The 24,302-nt window shown below is 59.6% G+C and carries 26 protein-coding genes; 20 read left to right on the forward strand and 6 right to left on the reverse strand.

The features are described from left to right. Positions 1-160 precede the first annotated feature (160 nt). Positions 161-502 carry a hypothetical protein gene (locus tag F8N66_RS29195; protein WP_046815727.1) on the forward strand — a complete coding sequence of 114 codons (342 nt, stop codon included), beginning with the start codon at positions 161-163 and terminating at the stop codon, positions 500-502. Positions 503-508: 6 nt separating this feature from the next. Here F8N66_RS29195 and F8N66_RS29200 read toward each other — a convergent pair whose 3' ends face one another. Further along, positions 509-2,338, reverse strand: a complete 1,830-nt coding sequence (locus tag F8N66_RS29200) for a hypothetical protein (protein ID WP_150773388.1) — start codon at positions 2,336-2,338, stop codon at positions 509-511. 159 nt (positions 2,339-2,497) lie between these two features. Between F8N66_RS29200 and F8N66_RS29205 the strand changes: the two genes are divergently transcribed. The 3 genes from F8N66_RS29205 (at position 2,498) to F8N66_RS29215 (ending at position 4,153) form a co-directional block, all read left to right on the forward strand. After that, positions 2,498-2,986, forward strand: coding sequence for a TIGR00645 family protein (locus tag F8N66_RS29205; RefSeq protein WP_007970904.1), 489 nt, complete (start codon positions 2,498-2,500; stop codon positions 2,984-2,986). A 119-nt stretch (positions 2,987-3,105) separates the two neighbouring features. Next, positions 3,106-3,414, forward strand: coding sequence for a DUF6482 family protein (locus F8N66_RS29210; protein ID WP_150773389.1), 309 nt, complete (start codon positions 3,106-3,108; stop codon positions 3,412-3,414). 121 nt (positions 3,415-3,535) lie between these two features. Further along, the gene (locus F8N66_RS29215) at positions 3,536-4,153 is read left to right on the forward strand and encodes an FKBP-type peptidyl-prolyl cis-trans isomerase (protein ID WP_053162553.1); all 618 of its coding nucleotides are present in this window, start codon (positions 3,536-3,538) and stop codon (positions 4,151-4,153) included. A 132-nt stretch (positions 4,154-4,285) separates the two neighbouring features. Here F8N66_RS29215 and F8N66_RS29220 read toward each other — a convergent pair whose 3' ends face one another. The 3 genes from F8N66_RS29220 to F8N66_RS29230 form a co-directional block, all read right to left on the reverse strand. Next, a complete protein-coding gene (locus tag F8N66_RS29220; RefSeq protein ID WP_150773390.1) occupies positions 4,286-4,543 on the reverse strand; it encodes a hypothetical protein in 258 nt (85 codons plus the stop codon). 205 nt (positions 4,544-4,748) lie between these two features. Beyond that, positions 4,749-5,090: a zinc ribbon domain-containing protein YjdM gene (locus tag F8N66_RS29225; RefSeq protein WP_150773391.1), complete on the reverse strand. Its 342-nt coding sequence runs from the start codon at positions 5,088-5,090 to the stop codon at positions 4,749-4,751. A gap of 157 nt (positions 5,091-5,247) precedes the next feature. Beyond that, a complete protein-coding gene (locus tag F8N66_RS29230) occupies positions 5,248-6,216 on the reverse strand; it encodes a polyprenyl synthetase family protein (protein WP_150773392.1) in 969 nt (322 codons plus the stop codon). A 240-nt stretch (positions 6,217-6,456) separates the two neighbouring features. On the opposite strand from F8N66_RS29230, the gene rplU reads away from it, so the two are divergent. From rplU to F8N66_RS29255, 5 genes are all read left to right on the forward strand, one after another. Continuing rightward, a complete protein-coding gene (gene rplU, locus F8N66_RS29235; protein ID WP_007950961.1) occupies positions 6,457-6,771 on the forward strand; it encodes a 50S ribosomal protein L21 in 315 nt (104 codons plus the stop codon). Positions 6,772-6,805: 34 nt separating this feature from the next. Then, positions 6,806-7,063 carry a 50S ribosomal protein L27 gene (rpmA, locus tag F8N66_RS29240; RefSeq protein ID WP_150773393.1) on the forward strand — a complete coding sequence of 86 codons (258 nt, stop codon included), beginning with the start codon at positions 6,806-6,808 and terminating at the stop codon, positions 7,061-7,063. 195 nt (positions 7,064-7,258) lie between these two features. Further along, positions 7,259-8,482 (forward strand): Obg family GTPase CgtA, encoded by a 1,224-nt coding sequence (cgtA, locus tag F8N66_RS29245; protein WP_150773394.1) that lies wholly within the window; start codon positions 7,259-7,261, stop codon positions 8,480-8,482. A gap of 124 nt (positions 8,483-8,606) precedes the next feature. After that, complete coding sequence (gene proB, locus F8N66_RS29250; protein WP_033047437.1) at positions 8,607-9,725, forward strand: glutamate 5-kinase; 1,119 nt, start codon at positions 8,607-8,609, stop codon at positions 9,723-9,725. 12 nt (positions 9,726-9,737) lie between these two features. Beyond that, positions 9,738-10,202: a CreA family protein gene (locus F8N66_RS29255; protein WP_150773395.1), complete on the forward strand. Its 465-nt coding sequence runs from the start codon at positions 9,738-9,740 to the stop codon at positions 10,200-10,202. 183 nt (positions 10,203-10,385) lie between these two features. Here the strand turns inward: F8N66_RS29255 and rpsT are convergent, their stop codons facing one another. Then, positions 10,386-10,664: a 30S ribosomal protein S20 gene (rpsT, locus tag F8N66_RS29260; RefSeq protein ID WP_007970922.1), complete on the reverse strand. Its 279-nt coding sequence runs from the start codon at positions 10,662-10,664 to the stop codon at positions 10,386-10,388. A gap of 252 nt (positions 10,665-10,916) precedes the next feature. Here rpsT and murJ point away from each other — a divergent pair, with 252 nt between their 5' ends. The 6 genes from murJ to ispH all read left to right on the forward strand — a co-directional run bounded on the left by murJ (position 10,917) and on the right by ispH (position 18,453). Continuing rightward, complete coding sequence (gene murJ, locus F8N66_RS29270) at positions 10,917-12,455, forward strand: murein biosynthesis integral membrane protein MurJ (protein ID WP_150773396.1); 1,539 nt, start codon at positions 10,917-10,919, stop codon at positions 12,453-12,455. A 129-nt stretch (positions 12,456-12,584) separates the two neighbouring features. Beyond that, positions 12,585-13,523 carry a bifunctional riboflavin kinase/FAD synthetase gene (gene ribF / locus F8N66_RS29275; protein WP_191623065.1) on the forward strand — a complete coding sequence of 313 codons (939 nt, stop codon included), beginning with the start codon at positions 12,585-12,587 and terminating at the stop codon, positions 13,521-13,523. Between the two features lie 13 nt (positions 13,524-13,536). Continuing rightward, the gene (gene ileS, locus F8N66_RS29280; protein ID WP_150773398.1) at positions 13,537-16,368 is read left to right on the forward strand and encodes an isoleucine--tRNA ligase; all 2,832 of its coding nucleotides are present in this window, start codon (positions 13,537-13,539) and stop codon (positions 16,366-16,368) included. After that, the gene (gene lspA, locus F8N66_RS29285) at positions 16,361-16,873 is read left to right on the forward strand and encodes a signal peptidase II (protein WP_150773399.1); all 513 of its coding nucleotides are present in this window, start codon (positions 16,361-16,363) and stop codon (positions 16,871-16,873) included. The genes ileS and lspA overlap by 8 nt, the downstream gene beginning before the upstream one ends. A gap of 7 nt (positions 16,874-16,880) precedes the next feature. Further along, positions 16,881-17,318 (forward strand): FKBP-type peptidyl-prolyl cis-trans isomerase, encoded by a 438-nt coding sequence (fkpB, locus tag F8N66_RS29290; protein WP_191623071.1) that lies wholly within the window; start codon positions 16,881-16,883, stop codon positions 17,316-17,318. Positions 17,319-17,508: 190 nt separating this feature from the next. Next, complete coding sequence (ispH, locus tag F8N66_RS29300) at positions 17,509-18,453, forward strand: 4-hydroxy-3-methylbut-2-enyl diphosphate reductase (protein ID WP_150773401.1); 945 nt, start codon at positions 17,509-17,511, stop codon at positions 18,451-18,453. Here ispH and F8N66_RS29305 read toward each other — a convergent pair. After that, entirely contained in the window at positions 18,433-18,975 is a 543-nt protein-coding gene (locus F8N66_RS29305) for a GspH/FimT family protein (RefSeq protein WP_150773402.1), read from the reverse strand. The genes ispH and F8N66_RS29305 overlap by 21 nt on opposite strands. 127 nt (positions 18,976-19,102) lie before the next feature. Between F8N66_RS29305 and F8N66_RS29310 the strand changes: the two genes are divergently transcribed. The 5 genes from F8N66_RS29310 to F8N66_RS29330 are packed head-to-tail and all read left to right on the forward strand — an operon-like array spanning position 19,103 to position 24,293. Beyond that, entirely contained in the window at positions 19,103-19,576 is a 474-nt protein-coding gene (locus tag F8N66_RS29310; RefSeq protein ID WP_150773403.1) for a GspH/FimT family protein, read from the forward strand. Next, positions 19,573-20,022 (forward strand): type IV pilus modification protein PilV, encoded by a 450-nt coding sequence (pilV, locus tag F8N66_RS29315; RefSeq protein WP_150773404.1) that lies wholly within the window; start codon positions 19,573-19,575, stop codon positions 20,020-20,022. Before F8N66_RS29310 ends, pilV begins: the two co-directional genes overlap by 4 nt. Beyond that, positions 20,019-20,732, forward strand: coding sequence for a PilW family protein (locus F8N66_RS29320; RefSeq protein ID WP_150773405.1), 714 nt, complete (start codon positions 20,019-20,021; stop codon positions 20,730-20,732). The genes pilV and F8N66_RS29320 overlap by 4 nt, the downstream gene beginning before the upstream one ends. A gap of 11 nt (positions 20,733-20,743) precedes the next feature. Then, positions 20,744-21,223 carry a PilX N-terminal domain-containing pilus assembly protein gene (locus F8N66_RS29325; protein ID WP_150773406.1) on the forward strand — a complete coding sequence of 160 codons (480 nt, stop codon included), beginning with the start codon at positions 20,744-20,746 and terminating at the stop codon, positions 21,221-21,223. After that, positions 21,210-24,293, forward strand: coding sequence for a pilus assembly protein (locus tag F8N66_RS29330; RefSeq protein WP_150773407.1), 3,084 nt, complete (start codon positions 21,210-21,212; stop codon positions 24,291-24,293). The genes F8N66_RS29325 and F8N66_RS29330 overlap by 14 nt, the downstream gene beginning before the upstream one ends. The last annotated feature ends 9 nt before the right edge of the window (positions 24,294-24,302 follow it).

Genomic DNA, 24,302 nt, shown 5'->3' on the forward strand with positions numbered 1-24,302 from the left:
GTCAAACTTCACACAATGACCATTCGGCGCCTTCTGGTCTCACCTGACGTACTGGTCAGACTTTTCTTCTATTATCTGCTCAAGGATAGGGACAGAAATCACTGGATCGAGACAGCCTTCGCCTGGAGGCTGAATACCGGATCTACCGAGGGTCGCCGCCATGTCGCGCAACCTCTGCCTCACCCGTCAATGCCTGGGTCTTGTCACTCGTATCGAATGCGCCATCAAGCCGTTGGCTGGCGATACGGGCATGTGGACCTTACTGTTCGCCGCCGGCATGGCTGGCGAGCAACCTTCAGCCATCAAGGCCCAGGGCCCGTTCCATGGCCCATTCGTGGCTGAATCCATCCTCGATACCATCGTTGAAAGCCTGACCCTGCACGGCTACGAATTGGCCGATGATCCGCAGATCTGGTGCCTGCACCTGCAAGCCCAGCTGCGGGAAATCAATGGAGGCCGCTGCCGCAATGTGGGCGGTTTCGAGTTCCGGCCCGAACATTGACCCGCGTTATTGGGCCAGCCTGGATGTGTCAGCCCGATCGAGTTTGACCTCGTAACCATATTGCACGGTGGCGAGGTCAGTGCGCTGATAGCTTTCCAGGCGCGTGGGTTGCCCATAGAAGTAATGCACGGCAAACAGCGCCGGGCCTTCCGGGCTCGCGTCATGATTGACCGCCAGGATTTCCTTGAGGTAGTTACCGCTGTCGTCCTTGGCGAAAAAACGCCAGTCCTGATCCGCAAAGACTTTCTGATCGACGATCAGTGCATTGCCCTTGAGCTCAAGCCCCTTGGGCAGCTGGCGGGCATCGAGGGTCTTTTTCTCGATCGTGGCCAGGAACAGCGGCATGGAACCCACCACATAAGCCGGTGTTTGCGGGAACAGGTTCAAGTCGTAAGTGATGGTGCCGCGCAGGGGATCGACCTCATAGGCCTGCGGGGGCAGTTCGATCGGCTCATCGCGTTGGCCGTTGCTGTTCTCGGTGAAGAAACTCACCGGATTTTCACCGGGGTTGAAGGAAGTGCCGAGCAGTTCATCATTGAAGCTTCTGAGGTGATTGAACTCGATGCGCGCCGCGCTCGGGTCCTCCACCGATTGGCTGATACTGATACCCTTTTTCAGTTGTTCCTCGGTCAGCGTCGCGCCCTTGAGCCAGTTCGGCGCCTGGTCGTCATAGACCAGCACCGGCAGGTTCAGGGGCTGGATAGCCTTCTGCGTGGTGCGGCGGTCGAAGCGACGAACCGGCAGGTTCAGGTCCTTGCGGGTCACCGTGACCGCTGAAAAATCCAGCAGGCTGACTTCGAGACTCTCGATCGGTCCGTTGAAGTACACCTTGGAGTAGCGGTGCGTTTGCTGTTTCTCGAAGGTGCGCTGTTCTTGATCAAGCTGCTGTTCGAACGCCTCGCTCCAGACCTTCTGTTGCTGCATTTTCGCCAATTGTCGCTGATAGAAAGTGATTTGCGCGGTGGTTTCGTTGATCGAGCCGGAGCGCGAGAGGAATTGCCCGGTGGCGTCCCTGGCCTGGACGATGAGTGGGTTCAGCGGTGCTTCCCCGACTTCGGGGGCCTGCGGCGCATTGTTGTTGAATTCGATTTCCGCGTAGTTTTCGGCCAGTTTCAGCAAAGTGACGCTGAGGTTGTCATGGGTACGCGTGTGGCCAACATCCTTCTTCGTCAAATCGACACTGTAGAGCCGGCGCGGCGCAATGACTTCCACCTTGCCTTGCAGGCTGACCGGTTGCGGCTGGTTTTTGATGTCGACATCGAGGCCTTCGATGAAGGGGTAAGTCACGGTCAGGTCATCGGGGTTGGTCAGGTTGGAGCTTGAGGGGCTCAGCTGGATGCCGGGATCGGTTTCCGACCATTCCGGCTGGAAGGCAATGACGCGTTTGTTGCTCAGCGTGACCGATTGCCATTCCAGGCCATGGGGAAAAAGAAACGCGGCCGGTGTGCTGAAGTTGAAAGGAAACACCGGTTGCAGGTCGGTCAGGTAATCGGAGCTGGAGTCCTTATGCAGGATGAACAGCCCGTTGATGTAGGTGTCGACCAGCGCCTGCGGTGTGGGGTAATGCTTGAGGACGGCGAGGACATCTTCTGCGTATTCGGTCACCACCGGTTTGCTGTCGAGCTTGAGTTGCGCCCGTTCGAGCAACAACAGCGAGCCGCCGAGTTCGGCCACGGCATCCTTGAGTTTCGGGTCGGCAATGGCATCCAGGGATTTTTCGAACAGCGCTGTCTTTTCCTCAAGGCTGACCTCGCGCTTCTCTTCGCTGGGCGAACAGCCGTTCAGCAGCAGCGCCAGGCAGATTCCTGCACTGGTTAAAGGCAAGCGCACGTCCATTTCCCGTCTTCCTGTCCGATATCACTGAACTGTCAATGGTTTGGACACTAGCAGAAAAACTTTGACATACACGCGCAGGTGGCGGATTTACCGACGGTTTATGGCTGTAACGGTCGACTGCTATACTCGCGGCCATTTTCAGACCCTGTGTGAGATTCAATGGAACGCTTTATCGAAAACGCAATGTACGCCTCCCGCTGGCTGCTGGCGCCCATCTACTTCGGCTTGTCCCTTGGGCTGTTGGCCCTGGCGCTGAAATTCTTCCAGGAAGTCTTCCACGTCATCCCCAATGTGTTTTCGATGGCCGAATCGGACCTGATCCTGGTGCTGCTGTCGTTGATCGACATGGCGCTGGTCGGCGGTCTGCTGGTGATGGTGATGATTTCCGGATACGAAAACTTCGTGTCCCAGCTGGACATCGACGACAGCAAGGAAAAGCTCAACTGGCTGGGCACCATGGATTCGTCTTCCCTGAAGATGAAGGTGGCGGCGTCCATCGTGGCGATTTCCTCTATCCACTTGCTGCGCATCTTCATGGATGCCAAGAACGTCGATCCCGAGCATTTGCAGTGGTATGTGATCATTCACATGACGTTCGTGGTGTCGGCCTTTGCCATGGGCTACCTGGATAAAGTCACCAAGCACTGATCCCCCCCGCGGGTCCTCCTGGCGGGAAACAGACGGGCGGTGTGGTTTGTGGGTTGTACTTTGATGCGACGAGGCATATGCCTGTAACGGTATGACTCGCCACTGCACGAGGTGCGTTCATGAACCTGCAAGAGTTGAATGCCTACGCTGTCGCCGGGAAGGTCGACGAGCTGAATCTGATCTCGCTGGAAGGCGGGATCTACCTGCTGGAGGCGCGGATGCATGGCGCGGCCTTTCCATTGAGCGATACGCACGGTCACATGATGCACCTGCGTTCGGTGGAGCATGCCCGTGATGTCCTGCGCTCCTTTCCCAAGCTGAACTTCAACCTTGTGCATCACCTGGTGCATGACGAGATGTGCGGGCTCGGTGGCATTGACGAAAGCCTGAAGGTGCCGATCGACCTGCGTTCCACACGACAGGTCTGACGGCCCTCATCAACACGATGGCATCTGTGCTAGTCTGCTGGCCCTTTTGGTTCCGGGCGCTCCGGGACGCGCTGTGCACGCACGGCAAGTTCCCGGGCCGTCCGCACAGCGGAGCAGTGTCATGTCCGAAGTAAATCTGTCCACCGACGAAACCCGCGTCAGCTACGGTATCGGCCGTCAGCTGGGCGACCAACTGCGCGACAACCCGCCACCGGGCGTCAGCCTGGACGCGATCCTGGCCGGTCTGACCGACGCATTCGCCGGTCTGCCAAGCCGTGTCGGCCAGGAAGAAATGTCCGCCAGCTTCAAGGTGATCCGCGAAATCATGCAGGCCGAAGCTGCAGCCAAGGCTGAAGCGGCCGCTGGCGAAGGCCTGGCCTTCCTGGCTGAAAACGCGAAGCGTGACGGCATCACGACCCTGGCTTCCGGCCTGCAGTTCGAAGTACTGACTGCCGGTGAAGGCGCCAAGCCATCCCGTGAAGATACCGTGCGTACTCACTACCACGGCACCCTGATCGACGGCACTGTGTTCGACAGCTCCTACGATCGCGGCCAGCCTGCGGAATTCCCGGTTGGCGGCGTGATCGCCGGCTGGACCGAAGCCCTGCAACTGATGAATGCCGGCAGCAAATGGCGCCTGTACGTGCCGAGCGAACTCGCTTACGGCGCTCAAGGCGTTGGCAGCATTCCGCCGCACAGCGTACTGGTGTTCGACGTCGAGCTGCTCGACGTTCTGTAATACCTGGCCCGAATTCAACTCGGGCTGATGTGGGAGCGGGCTTGCTCGCGAAGGCGTTGCTTCAGTCGACCAACAAGTTGCCTGACACACTGCATTCGTGAACAGTTCCGCTCCCAGCGTTTTTACGGTGGTTCATATTTCGACCTTGTGATGCAGCTCACTGGTCGGGCGCAATGCCCGGGCATAGCAGAACAGGAACAGATTCCTCACCACTTCCTTGAGCACTACCGGTTCGCTTGAACTCAAGCCATTGAGGTCCAGGTCGCCCTGATCCTGCAGTTCGCTCAAGGCTTCCTCTTCAAGTACCGCACAGACTTCCCCGGTTTCCCGATGCAGGATTCTCAGGTAAGGGTGTGGGCGGTCCAGCCAGGCATCGATCAAATAAGTCATGTCTCATCTCCATTGATTGGGATTCAATGAGAATAATTCTTATTCATCAAATAGCAAGGGTCTATTGGCTGATCGAGGTTTTTTCCGGGTAAAGATTGCGTAAGGTCAAATCGGCTGGCGATTAGCTATCGGCTGGTTTTGTTGAGCGGGGCGGGGAGGGCGAGGCACCATCCCACGCGTGGCGCGGGATGGAATAGCGGCGAAATCAGACTTTCCTGACAAACTCGGATTTGAGCTTCATCGGGCCGATGCCGTCGATCTTGCAGTCGATGTCATGATCGCCATCGCACAGGCGGATGTTCTTGACCTTGGTGCCGACCTTGACCACCAGGGACGTGCCCTTGACCTTGAGGTCCTTGATCACGGTGATGGTATCGCCGTCCTGCAGGACGTTGCCGACCGAATCCTTTTTCACCGCGTCATCGGACACGGTTTCGGCTTCGCCGCTGGCGGACCATTCGTGGGCGCACTCGGGGCAGATCAGCTGGGCGCCGTCTTCATAGGTGTATTCGGAATTGCATTTCGGGCAGGGTGGCAACGTGCTCACTAAGGCTCCTTGAATTCAGGATCGCTAAAAAGCGCACATTGTATAGGGTTTTATCGGGGGAGGGTGCTGATAGCAAAAGATCGCAGCCTGCGGCAGCTCCTACAGGGTTAGTGTAGGAGCTGCCGCAGGCTGCGATCTTTTGATCGTGCTGTTGTGATCAGTGTGTACGGGCGACCGCAAACTCGCTCAATTCGACCAGTGCATCGCGATATTCGCTGGCGGGCAGCGCGTCGAGGCATTTGATCGCACGGGCCACGTAATCGCGGGCCAGGCGTGCGGTGTAATCCAGTGAACCGGACGCTTCCACGGCTTCACGGATACTTTCGAGGTCTTCGATGCCGCCTTTCTGGATCGCCTTGCGCACCAGGGCTGCCTGTTCCGGCGTACCTTCGCGCATGGTGTAGATCAGCGGCAGTGTCGGCTTGCCTTCGGCCAGGTCGTCACCGACGTTCTTGCCCAGGGTCTCGGCGTCGCCCTTGTAGTCCAGCAGGTCGTCGACCAGTTGGAAAGCCACGCCCAGGTGATCGCCAAAGGTGCGCAGCGCTTCGCTCTGCTCGGGCGTTGCACCGGCCAGGGCCGCGGCACTGTGGGTCGAGGCTTCGAAGAGCATCGCGGTCTTGCCGCGGATGACTTCCATGTAGGTTTCTTCGGTGGTGCTGGCGTCACGAACCTTCGACAGCTGCAACACCTCGCCTTCGGCGATGATGCGCGTGGCTTGCGAGAGGATCTTCATGACGGGCATGGATCCCAGTTCGACCATCATTTCGAAGGAGCGCGAATACAGGAAATCACCCACCAGCACGCTTGGCGCGTTGCCCCACATGGCGTTTGCCGTCGAGCGGCCACGGCGCATGCCGGACATGTCGACCACGTCGTCATGCAGCAGGGTCGCGGTGTGCAGGAACTCGATGGTGGCGGCCAGCAGGCGCAGGTCATCGCCTTCGCGGCCCAGCGCTTTGCCACACAGCAACACTAATAAAGGTCGAAGGCGTTTGCCGCCAGCCGAGGTGATGTAGTCGCCGATTTTCGATACCAGCGGCACTCGGGACGTCAGCTGCTTCTTGATGATGCCGTCGACGGCGCTAAAATCGTCCGCCACCGCGCGGTAGAAAGCTTGGGGTTGCATCAGCGACAGTCGCTCCAGAAGGGTTGCGCGGCATGCTAGGACCCACGTCCGGGCCTGTCAAGGCGCGATGGACGGCCTATTGCAAGGCGCTCGTGCCTTGCGTACAATCGCGCACCCTGAACTTCCTGGGCAGCACCTGCCTTACGCAATTGCAAGCGGGCCTTCCAGCCCCATGCAGCCATGCCAGCCAATACCTCTTCTTATAAAGAGCTGGGTGAGCAGGATTATCGGAGAAATACCATGTCTTATGCAGTAATCGTTACTGGCGGCAAGCAATACAAGGTCGCCCCAGGTGAATACCTGAAGATCGAAAAGCTGGAAGTCGCTACCGGCGAATCCGTTACCTTTGATCGCGTTCTGTTGGTTGCCAATGGCGACGACGTGAACATCGGCGCTCCAGTTGTTGCCGGCGCTACCGTTGTGGCTGAAGTGATCTCCCAAGGTCGTCACGATAAAGTCCGCATCATCAAGTTCCGTCGTCGTAAGCACCACATGAAGCGTATGGGCCACCGCCAGTGGTACACCGAGATCAAAATCACCGGTATTCAGGCTTAATTTCAGCCTAATTCCTCACTAGGAGAATTGACTCATGGCACACAAAAAAGCTGGTGGTAGTACCCGTAACGGTCGCGACTCAGAAGCCAAACGCCTTGGCGTGAAGATGTATGGCGGCCAGGCTATCAAAGCAGGCAACATCATCGTGCGTCAGCGCGGCACCCAATTCCACGCTGGCTACGGCGTTGGCATGGGTAAAGATCACACTCTCTTCGCGAAAATCGAAGGCGTGATCAAGTTTGAAGTAAAAGGCGCTTTCAACCGCCGTTACGTGAGCGTAATCGCGGCTTAATCGCGTGATCGCTGGAAAAGCCCTGTCTCGCGACGGGGCTTTTTCGTTTGTGGGGTGAGTCTCTTGCAAAACTGTTTGTATGGGCTGCCGGCGCTGGTTTTCGCGGTCGTTGATTGAGGTCGCTGCGCTCATTTTTGCAAGAGTCTTATGTCTTAGTGTTTTTCGGCTCGTCCGTATGGCGAGAGGCGTTTTGTTATGAAGTTTGTTGATGAAGTATCGATTCGGGTAAAGGCTGGCGACGGCGGCAACGGCTGCATGAGTTTCCGTCGCGAAAAATTCATCGAAAACGGTGGTCCGAACGGTGGTGATGGCGGTGATGGCGGCTCGGTCTACATGATCGCCGACGAAAACCTCAACACCCTGGTCGACTACCGTTACACCCGGCACTTCGATGCCGAGCGTGGCTCCAACGGCGGCAGCACTGACTGCACCGGCAAGAAAGGTGAAGAGCTGGTGTTGCGCGTACCGGTCGGCACTACGGTGATCGACTCCGCTACCCAGGAAGTGATCGGCGACCTGACCAAGGCTGGCCAGAAGTTGCTGGTTGCCCATGGCGGCTGGCACGGTCTGGGTAATACCCGTTTCAAATCCAGTACCAACCGTGCGCCACGCCAGACTACGCCGGGCAAGCCAGGCGAGCAGCGTGACCTCAAGCTGGAAATGAAAGTGCTGGCAGACGTCGGTCTGCTGGGCTTGCCGAACGCAGGCAAAAGTACCTTTATCCGTTCGGTGTCGGCCGCCAAGCCGAAAGTCGCCGACTACCCGTTCACCACCCTGGTGCCAAACCTGGGCGTGGTCAGCGTCGATCGCTGGAAAAGCTTCGTGGTGGCGGACATCCCGGGGCTGATCGAAGGTGCTTCGGACGGCGCGGGCCTGGGGATTCGCTTCCTCAAGCACTTGTCGCGTACCCGCCTGCTGTTGCATCTCGTCGACATGGCGCCGCTGGATGACACCAGTGCGCCGGACGCGGCAGAAGTCATCGTCAGCGAGCTGACCAAGTTCAGCCCGTCCCTGGCGGAGCGTGATCGTTGGTTGATCCTGAACAAGTGCGACCAGATCCTTGATGAAGAGCATGATGCGCGCGTCAAGGAAATCGTTGATCGCCTGGAGTGGACCGGTCCGGTCTACGTGATCTCGGCCATTGCCAAGCAGAACACCGAGCGTCTGTGCCACGACATCATGCGTTACCTGGAAGATCGTGCAGATCGCCTGGCTAACGACCCGGCCTACAAGGAAGAACTGGCCGATCTCGATCAGCGTATCGAAGACGAAGCCCGTGCCCAGCTGCAGGCGCTGGATGACCAGCGTGCCCTGCGTCGCAGCGGCGTGAAGTCGGTTCATGACATCGGTGACGATGATTGGGACGAAGAAGATGTGGATGACGAAGACGGTCCGGAAATCATTTACGTGCGCGACTGATTCGTTGCGATAAACTTAAGCGCCGCTCAATCGAGCGGCGTTTTAGTATCTGGAAATCGGTTGGTCACGAATAACGTCACGGGCAGTGCCAGGTCGCGCTGTCCTCAAGCTAAGGTTGAAGATGATGCGGAGCAAGGTGACAGGTGCGCAGCGTTGGGTCGTGAAAATCGGCAGCGCGTTGCTGACGGCGGACGGCAAGGGCCTGGATCGCGCGGCAATGGGTGTCTGGGTAGAGCAGATGGTGGCCCTGCATGAGGCTGGTGTCGAGCTGGTGCTGGTGTCCTCCGGGGCGGTGGCGGCTGGCATGAGCCGTTTGGGCTGGACTTCGCGACCCAGTGCAATGCACGAACTCCAGGCTGCTGCGGCCATCGGCCAGATGGGGTTGGTGCAGGCCTGGGAATCGAGCTTTGCCGAGCATGGCCGGCACACGGCGCAGATTCTGCTGACCCACGATGACCTGTCCGACCGCAAGCGCTACCTGAACGCCCGCAGCACCTTGCGCGCGCTGGTCGAGCTGAAGGTCATTCCGGTGATCAACGAAAACGACACCGTGGTCACCGACGAAATCCGTTTCGGCGACAACGACACCCTGGCGGCGCTGGTGGCCAACCTGGTCGAGGCGGACTTGCTGGTGATCCTGACCGATCGCGACGGCATGTTCGATGCTGATCCACGCAATAATCCCGATGCCCAGCTGATTTACGAAGCGCGCGCCGATGATCCTGCGCTGGATGCGGTGGCCGGCGGTACCGGGGGTGCGCTGGGGCGCGGTGGCATGCAGACCAAGTTGCGCGCGGCGCGTCTGGCGGCGCGTTCCGGGGCGCATACAATCATCGTCGGCGGGCGCCTTGAGCGTGTGCTGGATCGCCTGAAAGCGGGCGAACGCATTGGCACCTTGCTCTCGCCAGAGCGCGGCATGCTGGCGGCGCGCAAGCAGTGGCTGGCCGGACATCTGCAAACCCGTGGCACGCTGGTGCTGGATGCGGGCGCTGTGACGGCGTTGTCGCAAGGGAACAAGAGTTTGTTGCCGGTAGGCGTCAAGCTGGTGCAGGGCAGCTTCCGTCGCGGCGAGATGGTGGTCTGCGTGGCGCCGGACGGTCGGGAGATTGCTCGTGGCCTGGCCAACTACAGTGCACTGGAGGCGCAAAAAATCATCGGTCAGTCGTCTGAGGCGATTGTCGGTTTGCTGGGTTACATGGCGGAGCCGGAACTGGTTCATCGCGATAACCTGATTCTGGTCTGAAGGAATACCTGAATGCGTGTGGCGAAAGGATTACTGGGGCTGCTGCTGGCGATGCCGCTGTTGGCGTCGGCCGAGGAAATTGGCCAGGTGTCGACGGTGTTCAAGTTCGTCGGCCCGAACGACCGGATTGTCGTCGAGGCCTTCGACGATCCGAAGGTGGAGGGTGTGACCTGCTACCTGTCGCGCGCCAAGACCGGTGGCGTGAAGGGTGGCCTGGGATTGGCCGAGGATCGTGCCGAGGCTTCCATCGCTTGTCGCCAGGTCGGGCCGATCAAGTTCAGGGGTGATCTGAAGGATGGCGACGAGGTGTTCAAGGAGCGCACTTCGCTGGTGTTCAAGACCATGCAGGTCGTGCGTTTTCTCGACAAGAAGCGCAATACGCTGGTGTATCTGGTCTACAGCGATCGCTTGATCGAGGGCAGCCCGCAGAATGCGGTGACGGCGATTCCGATCTTGCCGTGGGCTAGCACTCAATAAGCTAGCGCAGGTCCAAATGTGGGAGCGGGCTTGCTCGCGAATGCGGTGTGTCAGTCAACATCTTTGCTGAATGACACACCGCATTCGCGAGCAAGCCCGCTCCCACTTTTTTCGCGTCAAATTCACTAAGTCACAGGCAATAAAAAACCGACCCTAAGGTCGGTTTTTTAATGAGCGTGTCGCTTAGGCAGCAGCGGCAACGTTCAGGGCCTTTACGTGGCCATTCAGGCGGCTCTTATGACGAGCGGCCTTGTTCTTGTGGATGATGCCTTTATCGGCCATACGGTCGATAACTGGCACAGCCAGAACGTAAGCAGCTTGAGCTTTAGCAGCGTCTTTTGCGTCGATGGCCTTAACTACATTCTTGATGTAGGTACGAACCATGGAACGCAGGCTGGCGTTGTGGCTGCGACGCTTCTCAGCCTGTTTTGCACGTTTTTTGGCGGAAGGTGAGTTGGCCACCGTCGAGCTCCTCGAAAGACTTTTTAGGAAATAGCAAACAAAATAGGCCGCGAATCATGCCGATGAGTTGATGTGTTGTCAAGGGCGGTTGATGCGTTCCGCTGAGTGGTCGATCTAAAGAGGCGGGATATTTATTTCCGGCGCTTGACCTGTAAACTCGCGAGCTTTGGCTCTGTGCTGTTGCGGCGCGGAGTATCGCATAAGTAGGCGCATAGTTCGCCTGCTGTTTATCGACAGGCACAAACTCCTTCAATGAATCTGCTCAAATCGTTGGCCGCCGTCAGCTCTATCACGATGCTTTCCCGGGTTCTGGGGTTCGTTCGTGACACCCTCATTGCGCGCACATTCGGCGCGGGAATGGCGACCGACGCCTTCTTCATCGCCTTCAAACTGCCCAATCTGTTGCGGCGCATCTTCGCCGAAGGGGCATTTTCCCAGGCGTTCGTGCCGATTCTTGCCGAATATAAAAGCCAGAAAGGCGATGAGGCGACACGCACGTTCATCGCCTACGTGTCGGGCCTGTTGACGCTGGTGCTGGCGTTGGTCACGGCATTGGGCATGCTGGCCGCGCCATGGGTCATCTGGGTGACGGCGCCGGGTTTTGCCGACACCCCGGAAAAGTTCGAGCTGACCTCCAGTCTGTTGCGGGTGACCTTTCCCTACATCCTGCTGATTTCCCTGTCGTCATTGGCCGGTGCGATTCTCAATACCTGGAACCGGTTCTCGGTGCCGGCCTTTGTGCCGACGCTACTCAACGTCAGCATGATCATATTCTCGCTGTTCCTGACGCCGTATTTCGATCCGCCGGTGATGGCGCTGGGCTGGGCGGTCCTGGCGGGCGGCCTGGCGCAATTGCTGTATCAGCTGCCTCACCTGAAAAAGATCGGCATGCTGGTGCTGCCGCGCCTGAATCTGCGTGACAGTGGCGTCTGGCGGGTGCTGAAGCAGATGCTGCCGGCGATTCTGGGTGTGTCGGTGAGTCAGATTTCGCTGATCATCAACACCATTTTTGCCTCGTTCCTGGTGGCCGGTTCCGTGTCCTGGATGTATTACGCCGATCGCTTGATGGAGCTGCCATCCGGCGTGCTGGGCGTGGCCCTGGGGACGATCCTGCTGCCAACGCTGGCCAAGACCTATGCCAGCAAGGATCGCCAGGAATATTCGCGCATCCTCGATTGGGGCCTGCGCCTGTGCTTCGTGCTGGTATTGCCCTGCGCCCTGGCGCTCGGGATTCTGGCCGAGCCACTGACCGTTTCACTGTTTCAATACGGTCAGTTCGATGCGCATGATTCGGCCATGACCCAGCGCGCGCTGATTGCCTATTCGGTCGGCCTGCTCGGGATTATCGTGATTAAAGTGCTGGCGCCGGGCTTTTATGCGCAACAAAACATCCGCACGCCGGTAAAAATCGCGATTTTCACCCTGATCGTCACGCAGCTGTTCAACCTGATGCTGATCGGCCCGCTGGCCCACGCCGGCCTGGCGCTCGCCATCAGCGCCGGCGCCTGTCTGAATGCCGGGCTGCTGTTCTACCAACTGCGCAAGCAGCAGATGTACCAGCCGCAACCGGGCTGGGCCAGGTTCGGCTTGAAACTGGTGATCGCGGTGATCGTAATGTCTGGTGTGTTGCTGGCCGGGATGCATTTCATGCCGGCCTGGGGCGAAGGGCAGATGCTTGAGCGTTTCCTGCGCCTGGGCGCCCTGGTCGTCGCGGGTGTGGTGGCGTATTTCGGCATGTTAGTGTTGATGGGCTTCCGCTTGCGCGACTTCAACCGCAAAGCGTTGGGCTGAGGATAAAACCTCGGTAAACAGGGGCGGGCCGGCATTTTTGTCGGCTCGATGACTTTGGGTTACGGTGTTGCCTGTCGTCGGCCGCCGGGTGTGGTTATAATCGACCACTTTATGAGCAAGAAGCGCGTTATGCAGCTGGTTCGAGGCCTCCACAATCTGCGCCCCCAGCATCGGGGCTGCGTCGCCACTATTGGCAACTTTGACGGTGTACACCGTGGCCACCAGGCTATCCTGGCGCGCCTGCGTGAGCGTGCGCTCGAGTTGGGCGTGCCCAGCTGCGTGGTGATTTTCGAGCCGCAGCCACGGGAATTCTTCGCTCCGGACACGGCACCTGCGCGTCTGGCCCGCCTGCGGGACAAACTGCAGCTGCTGGCCGCCGAAGGCGTCGACCGGGTGCTGTGCCTGGCGTTCAATCAGCGCCTGAGCAAGCTCAGCGCCAGCGAATTCGTCGATACCATCCTGGTCGATGGCCTCGGTGTGCAGCACCTTGAAGTCGGTGACGATTTCCGTTTCGGCTGCGACCGGGTAGGGGATTTCGATTTCCTGCAACAGGCCGGCGTCATGCAGGGTTTTACCGTCGAGGCGGCGCAGACGGTCGAGCTGGACGGCATCCGGGTCAGCAGCACCCAGGTGCGTAACGCGCTGGCCGCCGCTGACTTTGTCCTCGCCGAACGCCTGCTCGGTCGCCCGTATCGCATTGCCGGGCGTGTACTGCACGGCCAGAAACTGGCGCGTCAGTTGGGTACGCCCACCGCCAATATTCAGCTCAAGCGCCGTCGCGTTCCGTTTACCGGGGTTTACCTGGTCGACGTCGATATCGACGGCAAGACCTGGCCCGGTGTCGCCAATATCGGCGTACGGCCTACGGTTCAAGGTGACGGCAAAGCCCACCTCGAAGTCCATCTTTTAGATTTTGCCGGCGATCTGTACGACCGGCGTTTGACGGTGGTTTTCCACCACAAGCTGCGTGAAGAGCAGCGTTTCGCCTCCCTGGAGGCGTTGAAAACGGCGATCAACGCGGATGTCGCCGCCGCCCGTGCACTAGCCGCACCTAGCGCCCATCGCTAATGAAGAGCCTTAAATGACCGACTATAAAGCCACGCTAAACCTTCCGGACACCGCCTTCCCAATGAAGGCCGGCCTGCCACAGCGCGAACCGCAGATCCTGCAGCGCTGGGACAGTATTGGCCTGTACGGAAAGTTGCGCGAGATTGGCAAGGATCGTCCGAAGTTCGTTCTGCACGACGGTCCTCCGTATGCCAACGGCACGATTCACATCGGTCATGCGCTGAACAAGATTCTCAAGGACATGATCATCCGTTCGAAGACCCTGTCGGGCTTCGACGCGCCGTACGTGCCGGGCTGGGACTGCCACGGTCTGCCGATCGAGCACAAAGTCGAAGTGACCCACGGCAAGAACCTGGGCGCGGACAAGACCCGCGAACTGTGCCGTGCCTACGCCACCGAGCAGATCGAAGGCCAGAAATCCGAATTCATCCGTCTGGGCGTGCTGGGCGACTTCGCCAACCCGTACAAGACCATGGATTTCAAGAACGAAGCCGGTGAAATCCGTGCCTTGGCTGAAATCGTCAAGGGCGGTTTCGTGTTCAAGGGCTTGAAGCCTGTGAACTGGTGCTTTGATTGCGGTTCGGCCCTGGCCGAAGCGGAAGTCGAGTACGAGAACAAGAAGTCCTCGACCATCGACGTGGCGTTCCCGATTGCCGATGAGGCCAAGCTGGCGGCCGCGTTCGGTCTGCCATCGCTGGCCAAGCCTGCCTCGATCGTGATCTGGACCACCACCCCGTGGACCATCCCGGCCAACCAGGCGCTGAACGTCCACCCGGAATTCAACTACGCGCTGGTCGATGTTGGCGACAAGCTGCTGGTTTTGGCTGAAGAACTGGTCGAGCCATGCCTGGCCCGCTACAACCTGGAAGGTTCGGTCATCGCGACCACGACCGGTAAAGACCTGGAGCTGATCAACTTCCGTCACCCGTTCTACGACCGTCTGTCGCCAGTCTACCTGGCTGACTACGTCGAACTGGGCGCCGGCACCGGCGTGGTTCACTCCGCACCGGCCTATGGTGTGGACGACTTCGTGACCTGCAAGAAATACGGCATGGTCAACGATGACATTCTCAATCCGGTACAAAGCAACGGCGTTTACGCGACCTCGCTGGAATTTTTCGGCGGCCAGTTCATCTGGAAGGCCAACCCGGCCATCGTCGACAAGCTGACCGAAGTGGGTGCGCTGCTGCACACCACTATCATCGAACACAGCTACATGCATTGCTGGCGCCACAAGACGCCACTGATCTACCGCGCCACTGCGCAGTGGTTCATCGGCATGGACAAGCAACCGACCACGGGCGACACCCTGCGCCAGCGCTCGATCAAAGCCATCGAAGACACCAAGTTCGTCCCGGCCTGGGGCCAGGCGCGCCTGCATTCGATGATCGCCAACCGTCCGGACTGGTGCATCTCCCGTCAGCGCAACTGGGGCGTGCCGATCCCGTTCTTCCTGAACAAGGAAAGCGGCGAGCTGCACCCACGCACTGTCGAGCTGATGGAAGAAGTCGCCAAGCGTGTCGAAGTCGAAGGCATCGAAGCCTGGTTCAAGCTGGACGCCGCCGAACTGCTGGGTGATGAAGCGCCGCAGTACGACAAGATCAGCGACACCCTGGACGTCTGGTTCGACTCGGGCACCACGCACTGGCACGTCTTGCGCGGTTCGCACCCGATGGGCCACGAAACCGGGCCACGCGCCGACCTGTACCTGGAAGGTTCGGACCAGCACCGCGGCTGGTTCCACTCGTCCCTGCTGACCGGCTGCGCCATCGACAACCACGCGCCGTACCGCGAGCTGCTGACCCACGGTTTCACCGTCGACGAGTCCGGTCGCAAGATGTCCAAGTCGCTGGGCAACGTGATTGCGCCGCAAAAGGTCAACGATACCCTGGGCGCCGACATCATGCGTCTGTGGGTCGCGTCTACCGATTACTCGGGCGAGATGGCGGTTTCCGAGCAGATCCTGCAACGCAGTGCGGACGCCTACCGGCGTATCCGTAACACCGCGCGCTTCCTGCTCTCGAACCTGACCGGCTTCAACCCGGCCACCGACCTGCTGCCCGCCGAAGAAATGCTCGCGCTGGATCGTTGGGCGGTCGATCGCACCCTGCTGCTGCAACGCGAGTTGCAAGAGCACTACAGCGAATACCGTTTCTGGAACGTCTACTCCAAGATCCACAACTTCTGCGTGCAGGAGCTGGGCGGTTTCTACCTCGACATCATCAAGGATCGCCAGTACACCACGGGCGCCAACAGCAAGGCCCGCCGTTCGGCGCAAACCGCGCTGTACCACATCTCTGAAGCGCTGGTGCGCTGGATCGCGCCGATCCTGGCATTCACCGCCGATGAACTGTGGCAATACCTGCCGGGCGAGCGCAACGAGTCGGTGATGCTCAACACCTGGTACGAAGGCCTGACCGAATTGCCGGAAGGCTTCGAACTGGACCGTGCATATTGGGACCGGATCATGGCGGTCAAGGTGGCGGTCAACAAGGAAATGGAAATCCAGCGCGCGGCCAAGGCCGTCGGTGGCAACCTGCAAGCCGAAGTCACGCTGTTTGCCGAGGAGGCCCTGAGCGCCGACCTGGCCAAGCTGAGCAACGAGCTGCGCTTCGTCCTGATCACCTCCACCGCCAGCGTTGCGCCTTTGGTCAAGGCACCTGAGGACTCGGTGGTGACCGAAGTCGCCGGCCTGAAGCTCAAGGTGGTCAAGTCGAGCCACGCCAAGTGCGCCCGTTGCTGGCACTGCCGTGAAGACGTCGGCGTGAACCCGGAGCATCCGGAGATCTGCGGTCGCTGCGTCGACAACATCAGCGGCGCCGGCGAGGTTCGCCACTATGCCTAATGCCGTTGGCCGTTTCGGACGGCTGAGCTGGCTCTGGTTGAGTTTGCTGGTCCTGGTCATCGACCAGGCCAGCAAGTTCTACTTCGAAGGCAAGCTCCAGATGTACCAGCAGATTGTAATCATCCCCGATTACTTCAGCTGGACCCTGGCGTACAACACCGGCGCGGCGTTCAGCTTCCTGGCTGACAGCTCCGGCTGGCAGCGCTGGCTGTTTGCCCTGATTGCAGTGGTGGTCAGTGGTGTGCTGGTGGTGTGGCTCAAACGCCTTGGGCGCAACGAAACCTGGTTGGCCGTCGCCCTGGCGCTGGTGCTGGGTGGCGCGCTGGGCAATCTGTATGACCGCATTGCCCTGGGCCATGTGATCGATTTCATCCTGGTGCACTGGCAAAACCGCTGGTACTTCCCGGCATTCAACTTTGCCGACAGTGCGATCACTGTAGGCGCTGTGATGCTGGCACTGGATATGTTCAAAAGTAAAAAGACCGGAGAAACCGTTCATGACTGAACAGGTATTGGCTGAGCAACGCATCGGCCAGAACACGGAAGTCACCTTGCATTTCGCATTGCGCCTGGAGAACGGCGACACGGTGGACAGCACCTTTGACAAAGCCCCGGCGACCTTCAAGGTCGGTGATGGCAACCTGTTGCCAGGTTTCGAAGCGGCGCTGTTCGGTTTCAAGGCGGGCGACAAGCGTACGCTGAACATCGAGCCGGAAAACGCGTTCGGCCAGCCCAACCCGCAAAACGTGCAGATCATCCCGCGCTCACAGTTCCAGGACATGGACCTGTCGCCCGGTTTGCTGGTGATCTTCAACGATGCGGCCAATACTGAATTGCCGGGCGTGGTGAAGGAGTTCGATGACGCGCAAGTGACCATCGACTTCAACCACCCGCTGGCTGGCAAGACGCTGACCTTTGACGTCGAGATTATCAACGTCAAACCGTTGTAACAGGCCGGATGGTCAAAAATGTGGGAGCGGGCTTGCTCGCGAAAGCGAAGTGTCAGTCGACAATAATGTTGAATGTTATGACGCTTTCGCGAGCAAGCCCGCTCCCACATTGGGTTTCACTGTTTTCGAGTTCAGTGTTCGAATGACAGGCAGCAATTCTATTTCTTGCGCGCAAGACACGAGGCACAGCATGCAAATCAAACTCGCCAACCCCCGTGGCTTCTGCGCCGGCGTGGACCGGGCGATCGAAATCGTCAATCGCGCCCTGGAAGTCTTCGGGCCGCCGATCTACGTGCGCCATGAAGTGGTCCACAACAAATTCGTCGTCGAAGACTTGCGCAACCGTGGCGCGATCTTCGTCGAGGAGCTGGATCAGGTGCCGGACGACGTGATCGTGATCTTCAGTGCCCACGGCGTTTCCCAGGCGGTGCGCACCGAAGCCGCCGGCCGTGGCTTGAAAGTGTTCGATGCCACCTGCCCGCTGGTGACCAAGGTGCACATCGAGGTGGCGCGCTACAGCCGCGACGGTCGTGAATGCATCCTCATCGGCCACGCCGGTCACCCGGAAGTCGAAGGCACCATGGGCCAGTACGATGGCAGCAATGGTGGCGCGATCTATCTGGTTGAAGACGAGAAAGACGTCGCCGAACTGCAAGTTCAGAACCCCGAAAGACTGGCGTTCGTGACCCAGACGACCCTGTCCATGGACGATACCAGCCGTGTCATCGATGCCCTGCGTACGCGTTTCCCGGCCATCGGCGGTCCGCGCAAGGACGATATCTGCTACGCCACGCAAAACCGTCAGGATGCGGTCAAGCAACTGGCCGACGAGTGCGATGTGGTGCTGGTGGTGGGCAGCCCGAACAGCTCCAATTCCAATCGCTTGCGTGAACTCGCCGAGCGCATGGCCACCCCGGCCTATCTGATCGACGGCGCCGAAGACCTGAAGAAGAGCTGGTTCGACGGCGTCGAGCGAATCGGTATTACCGCCGGTGCCTCCGCCCCGGAAGTGCTGGTGCGTGGCGTGATCCAGCAATTGCAGGCCTGGGGCGCGACCGGCGCCGATGAGCTGGCGGGTCGTGAAGAGAACATCACGTTCTCCATGCCTAAAGAGTTACGCGTTCGTTCGCTGTAGTAAGCCTGAATCACTCGTGCATAACGCCTGGGCAGCCTTGTTGCTGCGCAGGCTGATGCGACCGCTTGATGCCAGCACGACCTGGTGCACGCTCACCGGTTCGCGTGCTGCGCAAACATGCACCGTCCCCGATTGAAAGCCTCCGTTTACCAGCTCGCCCAAATTGTTGAAGCGTACGGACGTCCTGACATTTCGATTGCCGATTACGCGCAATGGAATGCCACTGCGACGCTCGATCAGCAGCGGGTTGCTCTCGTCCTCATAGCCCTTGCCGCTGACATCCAGAATGATTCGCCAGCCCTCGCTCCAGTTGCCGTTTATGCCGTGAATGACGACGGTCTGGCTTCGCGATATTGCTTCGCTTCTCGCATTGCGCATTCCACTGAAAAGCGACCTCGCCGCCTCCTCGCGATAATTCGATTCCACCACGGCCGCAAATGCCGGACTGACCAAATGCAGAACAATCCCGACAATCGTCAGTCCCATAAGAAGTTCGATCAGGCTGAACCCGTTTTCACGCATGGCAGCTCCCTCCCTGGAGTGTGATGGCCCGTGCACTCCCTGCACGGGTAATGGCAAAACAATCGCGCCTCGGCGGTCGAATGTTCTAGCGTGTAACAGGTATAGCGGACGGCAACGGAGGGCACCGATGGATCACCGTACAAAAGGTTTCACGCTGATCGAGGTACTGATCGCGCTGGGGATCTTTCTGGTCCTGATCACCCTGGCTGTTCCGGCGTTCACCCGTTCCACGCAAATTTCCAAAGCCGACACCGAGATCGGCGATCTGCTACGCGGCCTGAACTTTGCCCGCCTGGAGGCAATCGATCGAGGTGTGACCACGCGGGTGCGCCCGACGGCGGGGGGCAGTATCTGGACTGGAGAACTGTCCGTGTATGACGGCACCGGCAACCCTGCCAATGTATTGCGTGTTGTTCCGGCGATGAGCAGCGGCGCGACGCTGACGCTAACCTCAGGAGTGACCGCCATCGATTTCAACAATCTGGGCGGGTTGTCATCACCGTCCACGGCGGTGGTGATCAGCTATGTGCTGGGAGCGCAAAGCAGGACGCTGAATGTGTGTTTGAACGGACGAATTCTATTGGGTGGAAGCTGCGGATGAGGCAATGGAGCAGGCGGGCACAGGAAGGCATGACGTTGATCGAAGTCCTCGTGGCGTTGTTGATTCTGAGCGTGGGGTTGTTGGGGGCGGCGGCGTTTCAACTCAACGCGCTGAAGTACACCGACAGTGCGCGCATGACCAGCCAGGCCAGTTTCATCGCCTACGACATGATGGACCGCATTCGCGCCAACGCTGCCGCCGACTACACCGTGACGCCGCCCACCTCAGGCAATCTGACGATCGCCCGGGACCAGGACCTCTACGATTTCACCAACAATATCGTCAGTTTTGGTGGCGCCTCGGCGACCGGCAGCATCAGCCTCAATCAGCGCGTATACACCATCACCATCACCTGGGACGACTCCCGGGCCGCCAACAGTGCCAATACCCGTCGCAGCTTCGTGCTGACCAGTCGAGCCACCGTCGACCCGGTGGCCACGCCATGAGTCGCGTACAGAGAGGTTTCGGCTTGATCGAACTGCTGATCGCTCTGGCCTTGAGCCTGATCGTGGTGTTGGGCGTGGTGCAGGTATTCATTGCCGCGAAAAACACCTACGTCAGTCAGAACGCGGCTGCCACCATGCAGGAGGATGCGCGCTTTGTGTTGAGCAAGATGATCCAGGAAATCCGCATGGTCGGGATGTTCGGCTGTCTGGGGACGATCACTGATGCCAGTACGGCAGGGGATTTCAGTGCCGCGCAGATCACGCCGATCAATTGGGATAATGCCAATCTCAAGCTGACCCTGGTGACGGCGGATGTCGGCAGTAGCGGGGGGGCGCCGACCTGGACCGTGGTGTCGGATTGCCGCAACAGTGCGACCGCTTATACCGACGCGCGTGCACCGGTTTCGGGGCAGCTGGCCTTTCCGATCCGCCGGTTGATCTACAGCTTGAAGAATGGTCAGTTGACGATGGGTGTGGGCCGGGGCACGCCGACCCAATACGTGCTGGCCGATAACGTCAGCGCCTTCAACGTCAGCTTCGGCCTCGCCAGTTCCGCAACCGACACGGCCGCCTCCAGTTACAGCAGCAACCCGTCGGACCCGGCGCGCATCCGCAGCGTGCGTTTAAGCCTGACCCTCACCGACCCGAACAACCGGGTGGGCAATCAAACCTTCAACGTGGTTGCCGCCTTGCGCAACCGCTTGCCATGAGGGAAGGGCGGATGGGTGTTTCTCCAATGACCCCTTGTTCCCAGCGCGGCATGGCGCTGCTGGTCAGTCTGGTGTTCCTGTTGCTGCTGACACTGATCGGTATCTCATCCATGCAGAACGCTACCCTGCAGGAAAAAATGGCCGGCAGCGTGAGCTTGCGCAACCAGTCGTTCCAGGCCGCTGAAGCGGTGCTGCGTGTTGGCGAAAGCGCGGTGCAACTGGACAGTTATTCATTGGCGGTGTGCAGCGGCATCACCCAGTGCGCACCACCGGCCGAGTCCTCGACCGTCAAGGCTGCCGGGCTCAATTCCACCTCGGGGGTGACCTGGATCGCTTCCGGCAATGGTTTTTACGGTGTGCAAAACATCGGCACCACGCTGACGGCGGTGAATGTACCGAGCAACACCTCGGCCACGTTGTACCGGGTGACCGCCGTGGGCATCACGGGCAGCTCGCGCAGCGTGGTGGAGAGTATTTATGCGAAGTACTGAAAGGTGCGCGGGCCTTTGGCGGCAGCTGTGCGGCGTGGTGCTGGGGCTGTATCTCTCGGCCCCGGTCTATGCGTTCACGCCTTCGGACTCGCCCTTGTTGAGTGCCGCCGCGGTCGCGCCGAATGTGATGCTGGTGATCGACGACTCGGGGAGCATGAATAACATCATCTGGGCGCCGGGTTTCGATCCCACGGTCAGTCGCGCGCAAATTGCGATATGCAGCTCCAACGCCCTGTGCATCAGCGGCCAGAACCTGGACATGAGCGACACCAACATTTCCCTGTCGAGCCTGAATCGCGGCGGTTGCTCGACCAGTGGCAACTGGTACGGGTTCTATCGCGGTTTCCTTGGGCTGACGCCGGTTTGCCTGAAACTGCCTGACCCGGTGGGCAATGAAAACACCCGTTACACCGCAAACTACCTGGCGTACCTGCTGGGCCTGGCCAACGGCGCCAATCGTGACTTCACCACCGGCGCCAACGCGATCCCCAACGATTACCGCATCAGCGTGGCGCAGGACGTTTCCACCAGCCTGGTCAGCAGCAATCGCACGTTGCGTATCGGCCTGGCCACCTTCAATCCACCGGTCAACAACAATCCCGGCAACGGCGGGTTCATCGCCCGGGCGGTCAGTGACCTGTCGGTGGATGCCAACTACAACGCGCTGATCGCCTCGATCAATGGCTTGAGTGCCGTGGCCAACACGCCGTTGGCGGAGACCTATTACGAAGTGACGCGCTACCTGCGTGGCATGGCGCCTTACTACAACTCGACGCCCGCCACCTACACCAGTCCGATCCAGTACCGCTGCCAGAAAAACTACGGCGTGGTGATTACCGATGGCTTGCCCACCTATGACCGGACATTCCCCACTAATGATCCGCTCGGTGGCACTCGCCTGCCGAACTGGGACGGCAACAGCGCCAACGACGGCGACAACCTGAACGGTGACGGGGAAGGGGACACGCTGTACCTGGATGACATCGCCAAGTTCGCCTTCGACATCGACATGCGTTCCACCGGGACCGACCTGGCAAATAAAAGCTGGAACGCCGCGGATTTTCCCAAGCAGAACTTGAACACTTACACCGTGGGTTTTACCGCGGCGAATCAGATGCTGTCGGACGCCGCCAGCTACGGCCAGGGCAAGTACTACCAGGCCACCGACAGTGCCGGGCTGAACGCCGCATTGTCCTCGGCCTTGAGTGAAATCACCTCCAAGGCCGGTTCCGGTGGCAGTGGCGTCACCAACGGGACGGTGCTGACCAGCGGCAGCAGTTACTTCCAGACCAGCTACGACCCCAAGGACTGGCGCGGCACAATCAAGGCTTTTGGTTTCAACGCCAATGGCACGGTCAATACCGGCTCGGTGCTGTGGACTACCGACACCGCCATCGTGCCCGGTGCCACGGCGCCGACCTATCAATCCTGGAACAGCCAGACCAATACCGCAGTCACCCTGGCTTACGCCAACTTTTCCACGGCCCAGCAAGCCGTCCTCAGTCAGGGGCTGCCGACCGGCATTACCGGTAGCGACCTGGTGGAGTGGAGCAAGGGCACCAACAAGACCGGCCTGAAGGTGCGCAGCGCGCTGCTCGGTGACATCGTCAACTCGCCGCTGGCCCTGGCGTCACCGACGGATAAAACCGCTTCCGATCTGTCGGGTGACACCACCTACAGCACCTACCTGGCGACCAAGGCGGCCAACATGAGCGCCAGCCTGGTGGTCAATTCCAACGACGGCTTCGTCGACATCATCAATACCGGTAACGGCACGCGTCGTTACGCTTACATGCCGTCCAGTGTCTTGCCGTCGCTGCGCTACATCGCCGACACCACGTACATCAACGGCGTCAGCCATAAATTCCTGGTGGACGGGCAGGTGGCCGTGTTCGACGCCCAACTCAACAGTGCCTGGAAAACCCTCGCGCTGGGCGGCACGGGCGCGGGCGGTCGCACCTTCTATGCGCTGCAACTGTTCGATGCGGCGGCGGGCAATGTGCCGAAAGCCCTGTGGGAGTTCAGTGCGCCGGCCACGGCCAATACGTCGAACGCGTTCAACGACCTGGGATATGCCTACGCTCGCCCGGAAGTGGCACGCCTGGCCGACGGCCGTTGGGCCGCGTTCATCGCCAACGGCTACGGCAGCAATTCCGGGGTGGCCGCGTTGTATGTGGTGGATGTTCGCGATGGGTCGTTGATCAGGAAAATCGTGGTCGACAGCACTGAAACCACCAATGGTTTGTCCTCGGTCAAACTCAAGGTCAACTCGCAGAATGTGGTGCAGGCGGCCTATGGTGGCGACTTGCAAGGGCGGTTGTGGAAGTTCGACCTGAGCAGCACCGGCACGGACAACTGGGGCGTGGCGTTTGCCGGCAAGCCGCTGTTTACCGCTGCGGGCGGCGCCACTCAGCCGATTACGGCGCAGCCCTTGCTGGCGGATAATCCCCTGGGCGGCAAGGTGGTGTTTTTCGGCACCGGGAAATTCAACGAGACTGCCGACAAGACCAACAAGGATCTGCAAGCGTTCTACGCGGTCTGGGATGCCGACGGCGGTTCCGGGCAGATCACCACCTCCAGTTTGCAGGCCCAGGCAATCACGGGCGTGTTCTCGGGAAGCACCGGACAACTGATCACCACCAGCCAGAACGAGGTGACTTACCCGGCGGAAAAGGGCTGGTATCTGCCGCTGGTGTATAACAACGCGCTGACCGGCGAGCGGGTGATCAATCAGGCCAGCCTGGTGCTCGGGCGGATCATTTTCACAACGGCCAGCGTAGACACCACCGACCCCTGCGCAAGCTTCGGTACTGGCAAACTGGTCGAACTCGATGCGTTCAGCGGTAAGATGCTCAATTACGCGGTGCTCGACACCACGGGCGACGGCGTGGTCGACAGCACTGATGCGGTGTCCAGCGGGGTGGTGTTTACCGGAGGCAACCCGACCCTGAACGCTATCGTCAATGGCGCAACCCGCAAAATCGTGAACGATTCCAGTGGCAACATCACCACGCTGGTGGAAAAATCCGGCGGCGGCAGCCGTCGCATCATGTGGCGACAAATACAGTAAGCGAGAGTT

Source organism: Pseudomonas fluorescens, from assembly GCF_902498195.1.
Taxonomy (GTDB): domain Bacteria; phylum Pseudomonadota; class Gammaproteobacteria; order Pseudomonadales; family Pseudomonadaceae; genus Aquipseudomonas; species Aquipseudomonas fluorescens_BU.

What these genes read in the sequence shown, in the direction of transcription:
- F8N66_RS29195 (WP_046815727.1), top strand. Translation starts at nt 161, where the DNA reads ATGTCGCGCAACCTCTGCCTCACCCGTCAATGCCTGGGTCTTGTCACT.
- F8N66_RS29200 (WP_150773388.1), bottom strand. Translation starts at nt 2,338, where the DNA reads ATGGACGTGCGCTTGCCTTTAACCAGTGCAGGAATCTGCCTGGCGCTG.
- F8N66_RS29205 (WP_007970904.1), top strand. Translation starts at nt 2,498, where the DNA reads ATGGAACGCTTTATCGAAAACGCAATGTACGCCTCCCGCTGGCTGCTG.
- F8N66_RS29210 (WP_150773389.1), top strand. Translation starts at nt 3,106, where the DNA reads ATGAACCTGCAAGAGTTGAATGCCTACGCTGTCGCCGGGAAGGTCGAC.
- F8N66_RS29215 (WP_053162553.1), top strand. Translation starts at nt 3,536, where the DNA reads ATGTCCGAAGTAAATCTGTCCACCGACGAAACCCGCGTCAGCTACGGT.
- F8N66_RS29220 (WP_150773390.1), bottom strand. Translation starts at nt 4,543, where the DNA reads ATGACTTATTTGATCGATGCCTGGCTGGACCGCCCACACCCTTACCTG.
- F8N66_RS29230 (WP_150773392.1), bottom strand. Translation starts at nt 6,216, where the DNA reads ATGCAACCCCAAGCTTTCTACCGCGCGGTGGCGGACGATTTTAGCGCC.
- rplU (WP_007950961.1), top strand. Translation starts at nt 6,457, where the DNA reads ATGTCTTATGCAGTAATCGTTACTGGCGGCAAGCAATACAAGGTCGCC.
- rpmA (WP_150773393.1), top strand. Translation starts at nt 6,806, where the DNA reads ATGGCACACAAAAAAGCTGGTGGTAGTACCCGTAACGGTCGCGACTCA.
- cgtA (WP_150773394.1), top strand. Translation starts at nt 7,259, where the DNA reads ATGAAGTTTGTTGATGAAGTATCGATTCGGGTAAAGGCTGGCGACGGC.
- proB (WP_033047437.1), top strand. Translation starts at nt 8,607, where the DNA reads ATGCGGAGCAAGGTGACAGGTGCGCAGCGTTGGGTCGTGAAAATCGGC.
- F8N66_RS29255 (WP_150773395.1), top strand. Translation starts at nt 9,738, where the DNA reads ATGCGTGTGGCGAAAGGATTACTGGGGCTGCTGCTGGCGATGCCGCTG.
- murJ (WP_150773396.1), top strand. Translation starts at nt 10,917, where the DNA reads ATGAATCTGCTCAAATCGTTGGCCGCCGTCAGCTCTATCACGATGCTT.
- ribF (WP_191623065.1), top strand. Translation starts at nt 12,585, where the DNA reads ATGCAGCTGGTTCGAGGCCTCCACAATCTGCGCCCCCAGCATCGGGGC.
- ileS (WP_150773398.1), top strand. Translation starts at nt 13,537, where the DNA reads ATGACCGACTATAAAGCCACGCTAAACCTTCCGGACACCGCCTTCCCA.
- lspA (WP_150773399.1), top strand. Translation starts at nt 16,361, where the DNA reads ATGCCTAATGCCGTTGGCCGTTTCGGACGGCTGAGCTGGCTCTGGTTG.
- ispH (WP_150773401.1), top strand. Translation starts at nt 17,509, where the DNA reads ATGCAAATCAAACTCGCCAACCCCCGTGGCTTCTGCGCCGGCGTGGAC.
- F8N66_RS29305 (WP_150773402.1), bottom strand. Translation starts at nt 18,975, where the DNA reads ATGCGTGAAAACGGGTTCAGCCTGATCGAACTTCTTATGGGACTGACG.
- F8N66_RS29310 (WP_150773403.1), top strand. Translation starts at nt 19,103, where the DNA reads ATGGATCACCGTACAAAAGGTTTCACGCTGATCGAGGTACTGATCGCG.
- pilV (WP_150773404.1), top strand. Translation starts at nt 19,573, where the DNA reads ATGAGGCAATGGAGCAGGCGGGCACAGGAAGGCATGACGTTGATCGAA.
- F8N66_RS29320 (WP_150773405.1), top strand. Translation starts at nt 20,019, where the DNA reads ATGAGTCGCGTACAGAGAGGTTTCGGCTTGATCGAACTGCTGATCGCT.
- F8N66_RS29325 (WP_150773406.1), top strand. Translation starts at nt 20,744, where the DNA reads ATGGGTGTTTCTCCAATGACCCCTTGTTCCCAGCGCGGCATGGCGCTG.
- F8N66_RS29330 (WP_150773407.1), top strand. Translation starts at nt 21,210, where the DNA reads ATGCGAAGTACTGAAAGGTGCGCGGGCCTTTGGCGGCAGCTGTGCGGC.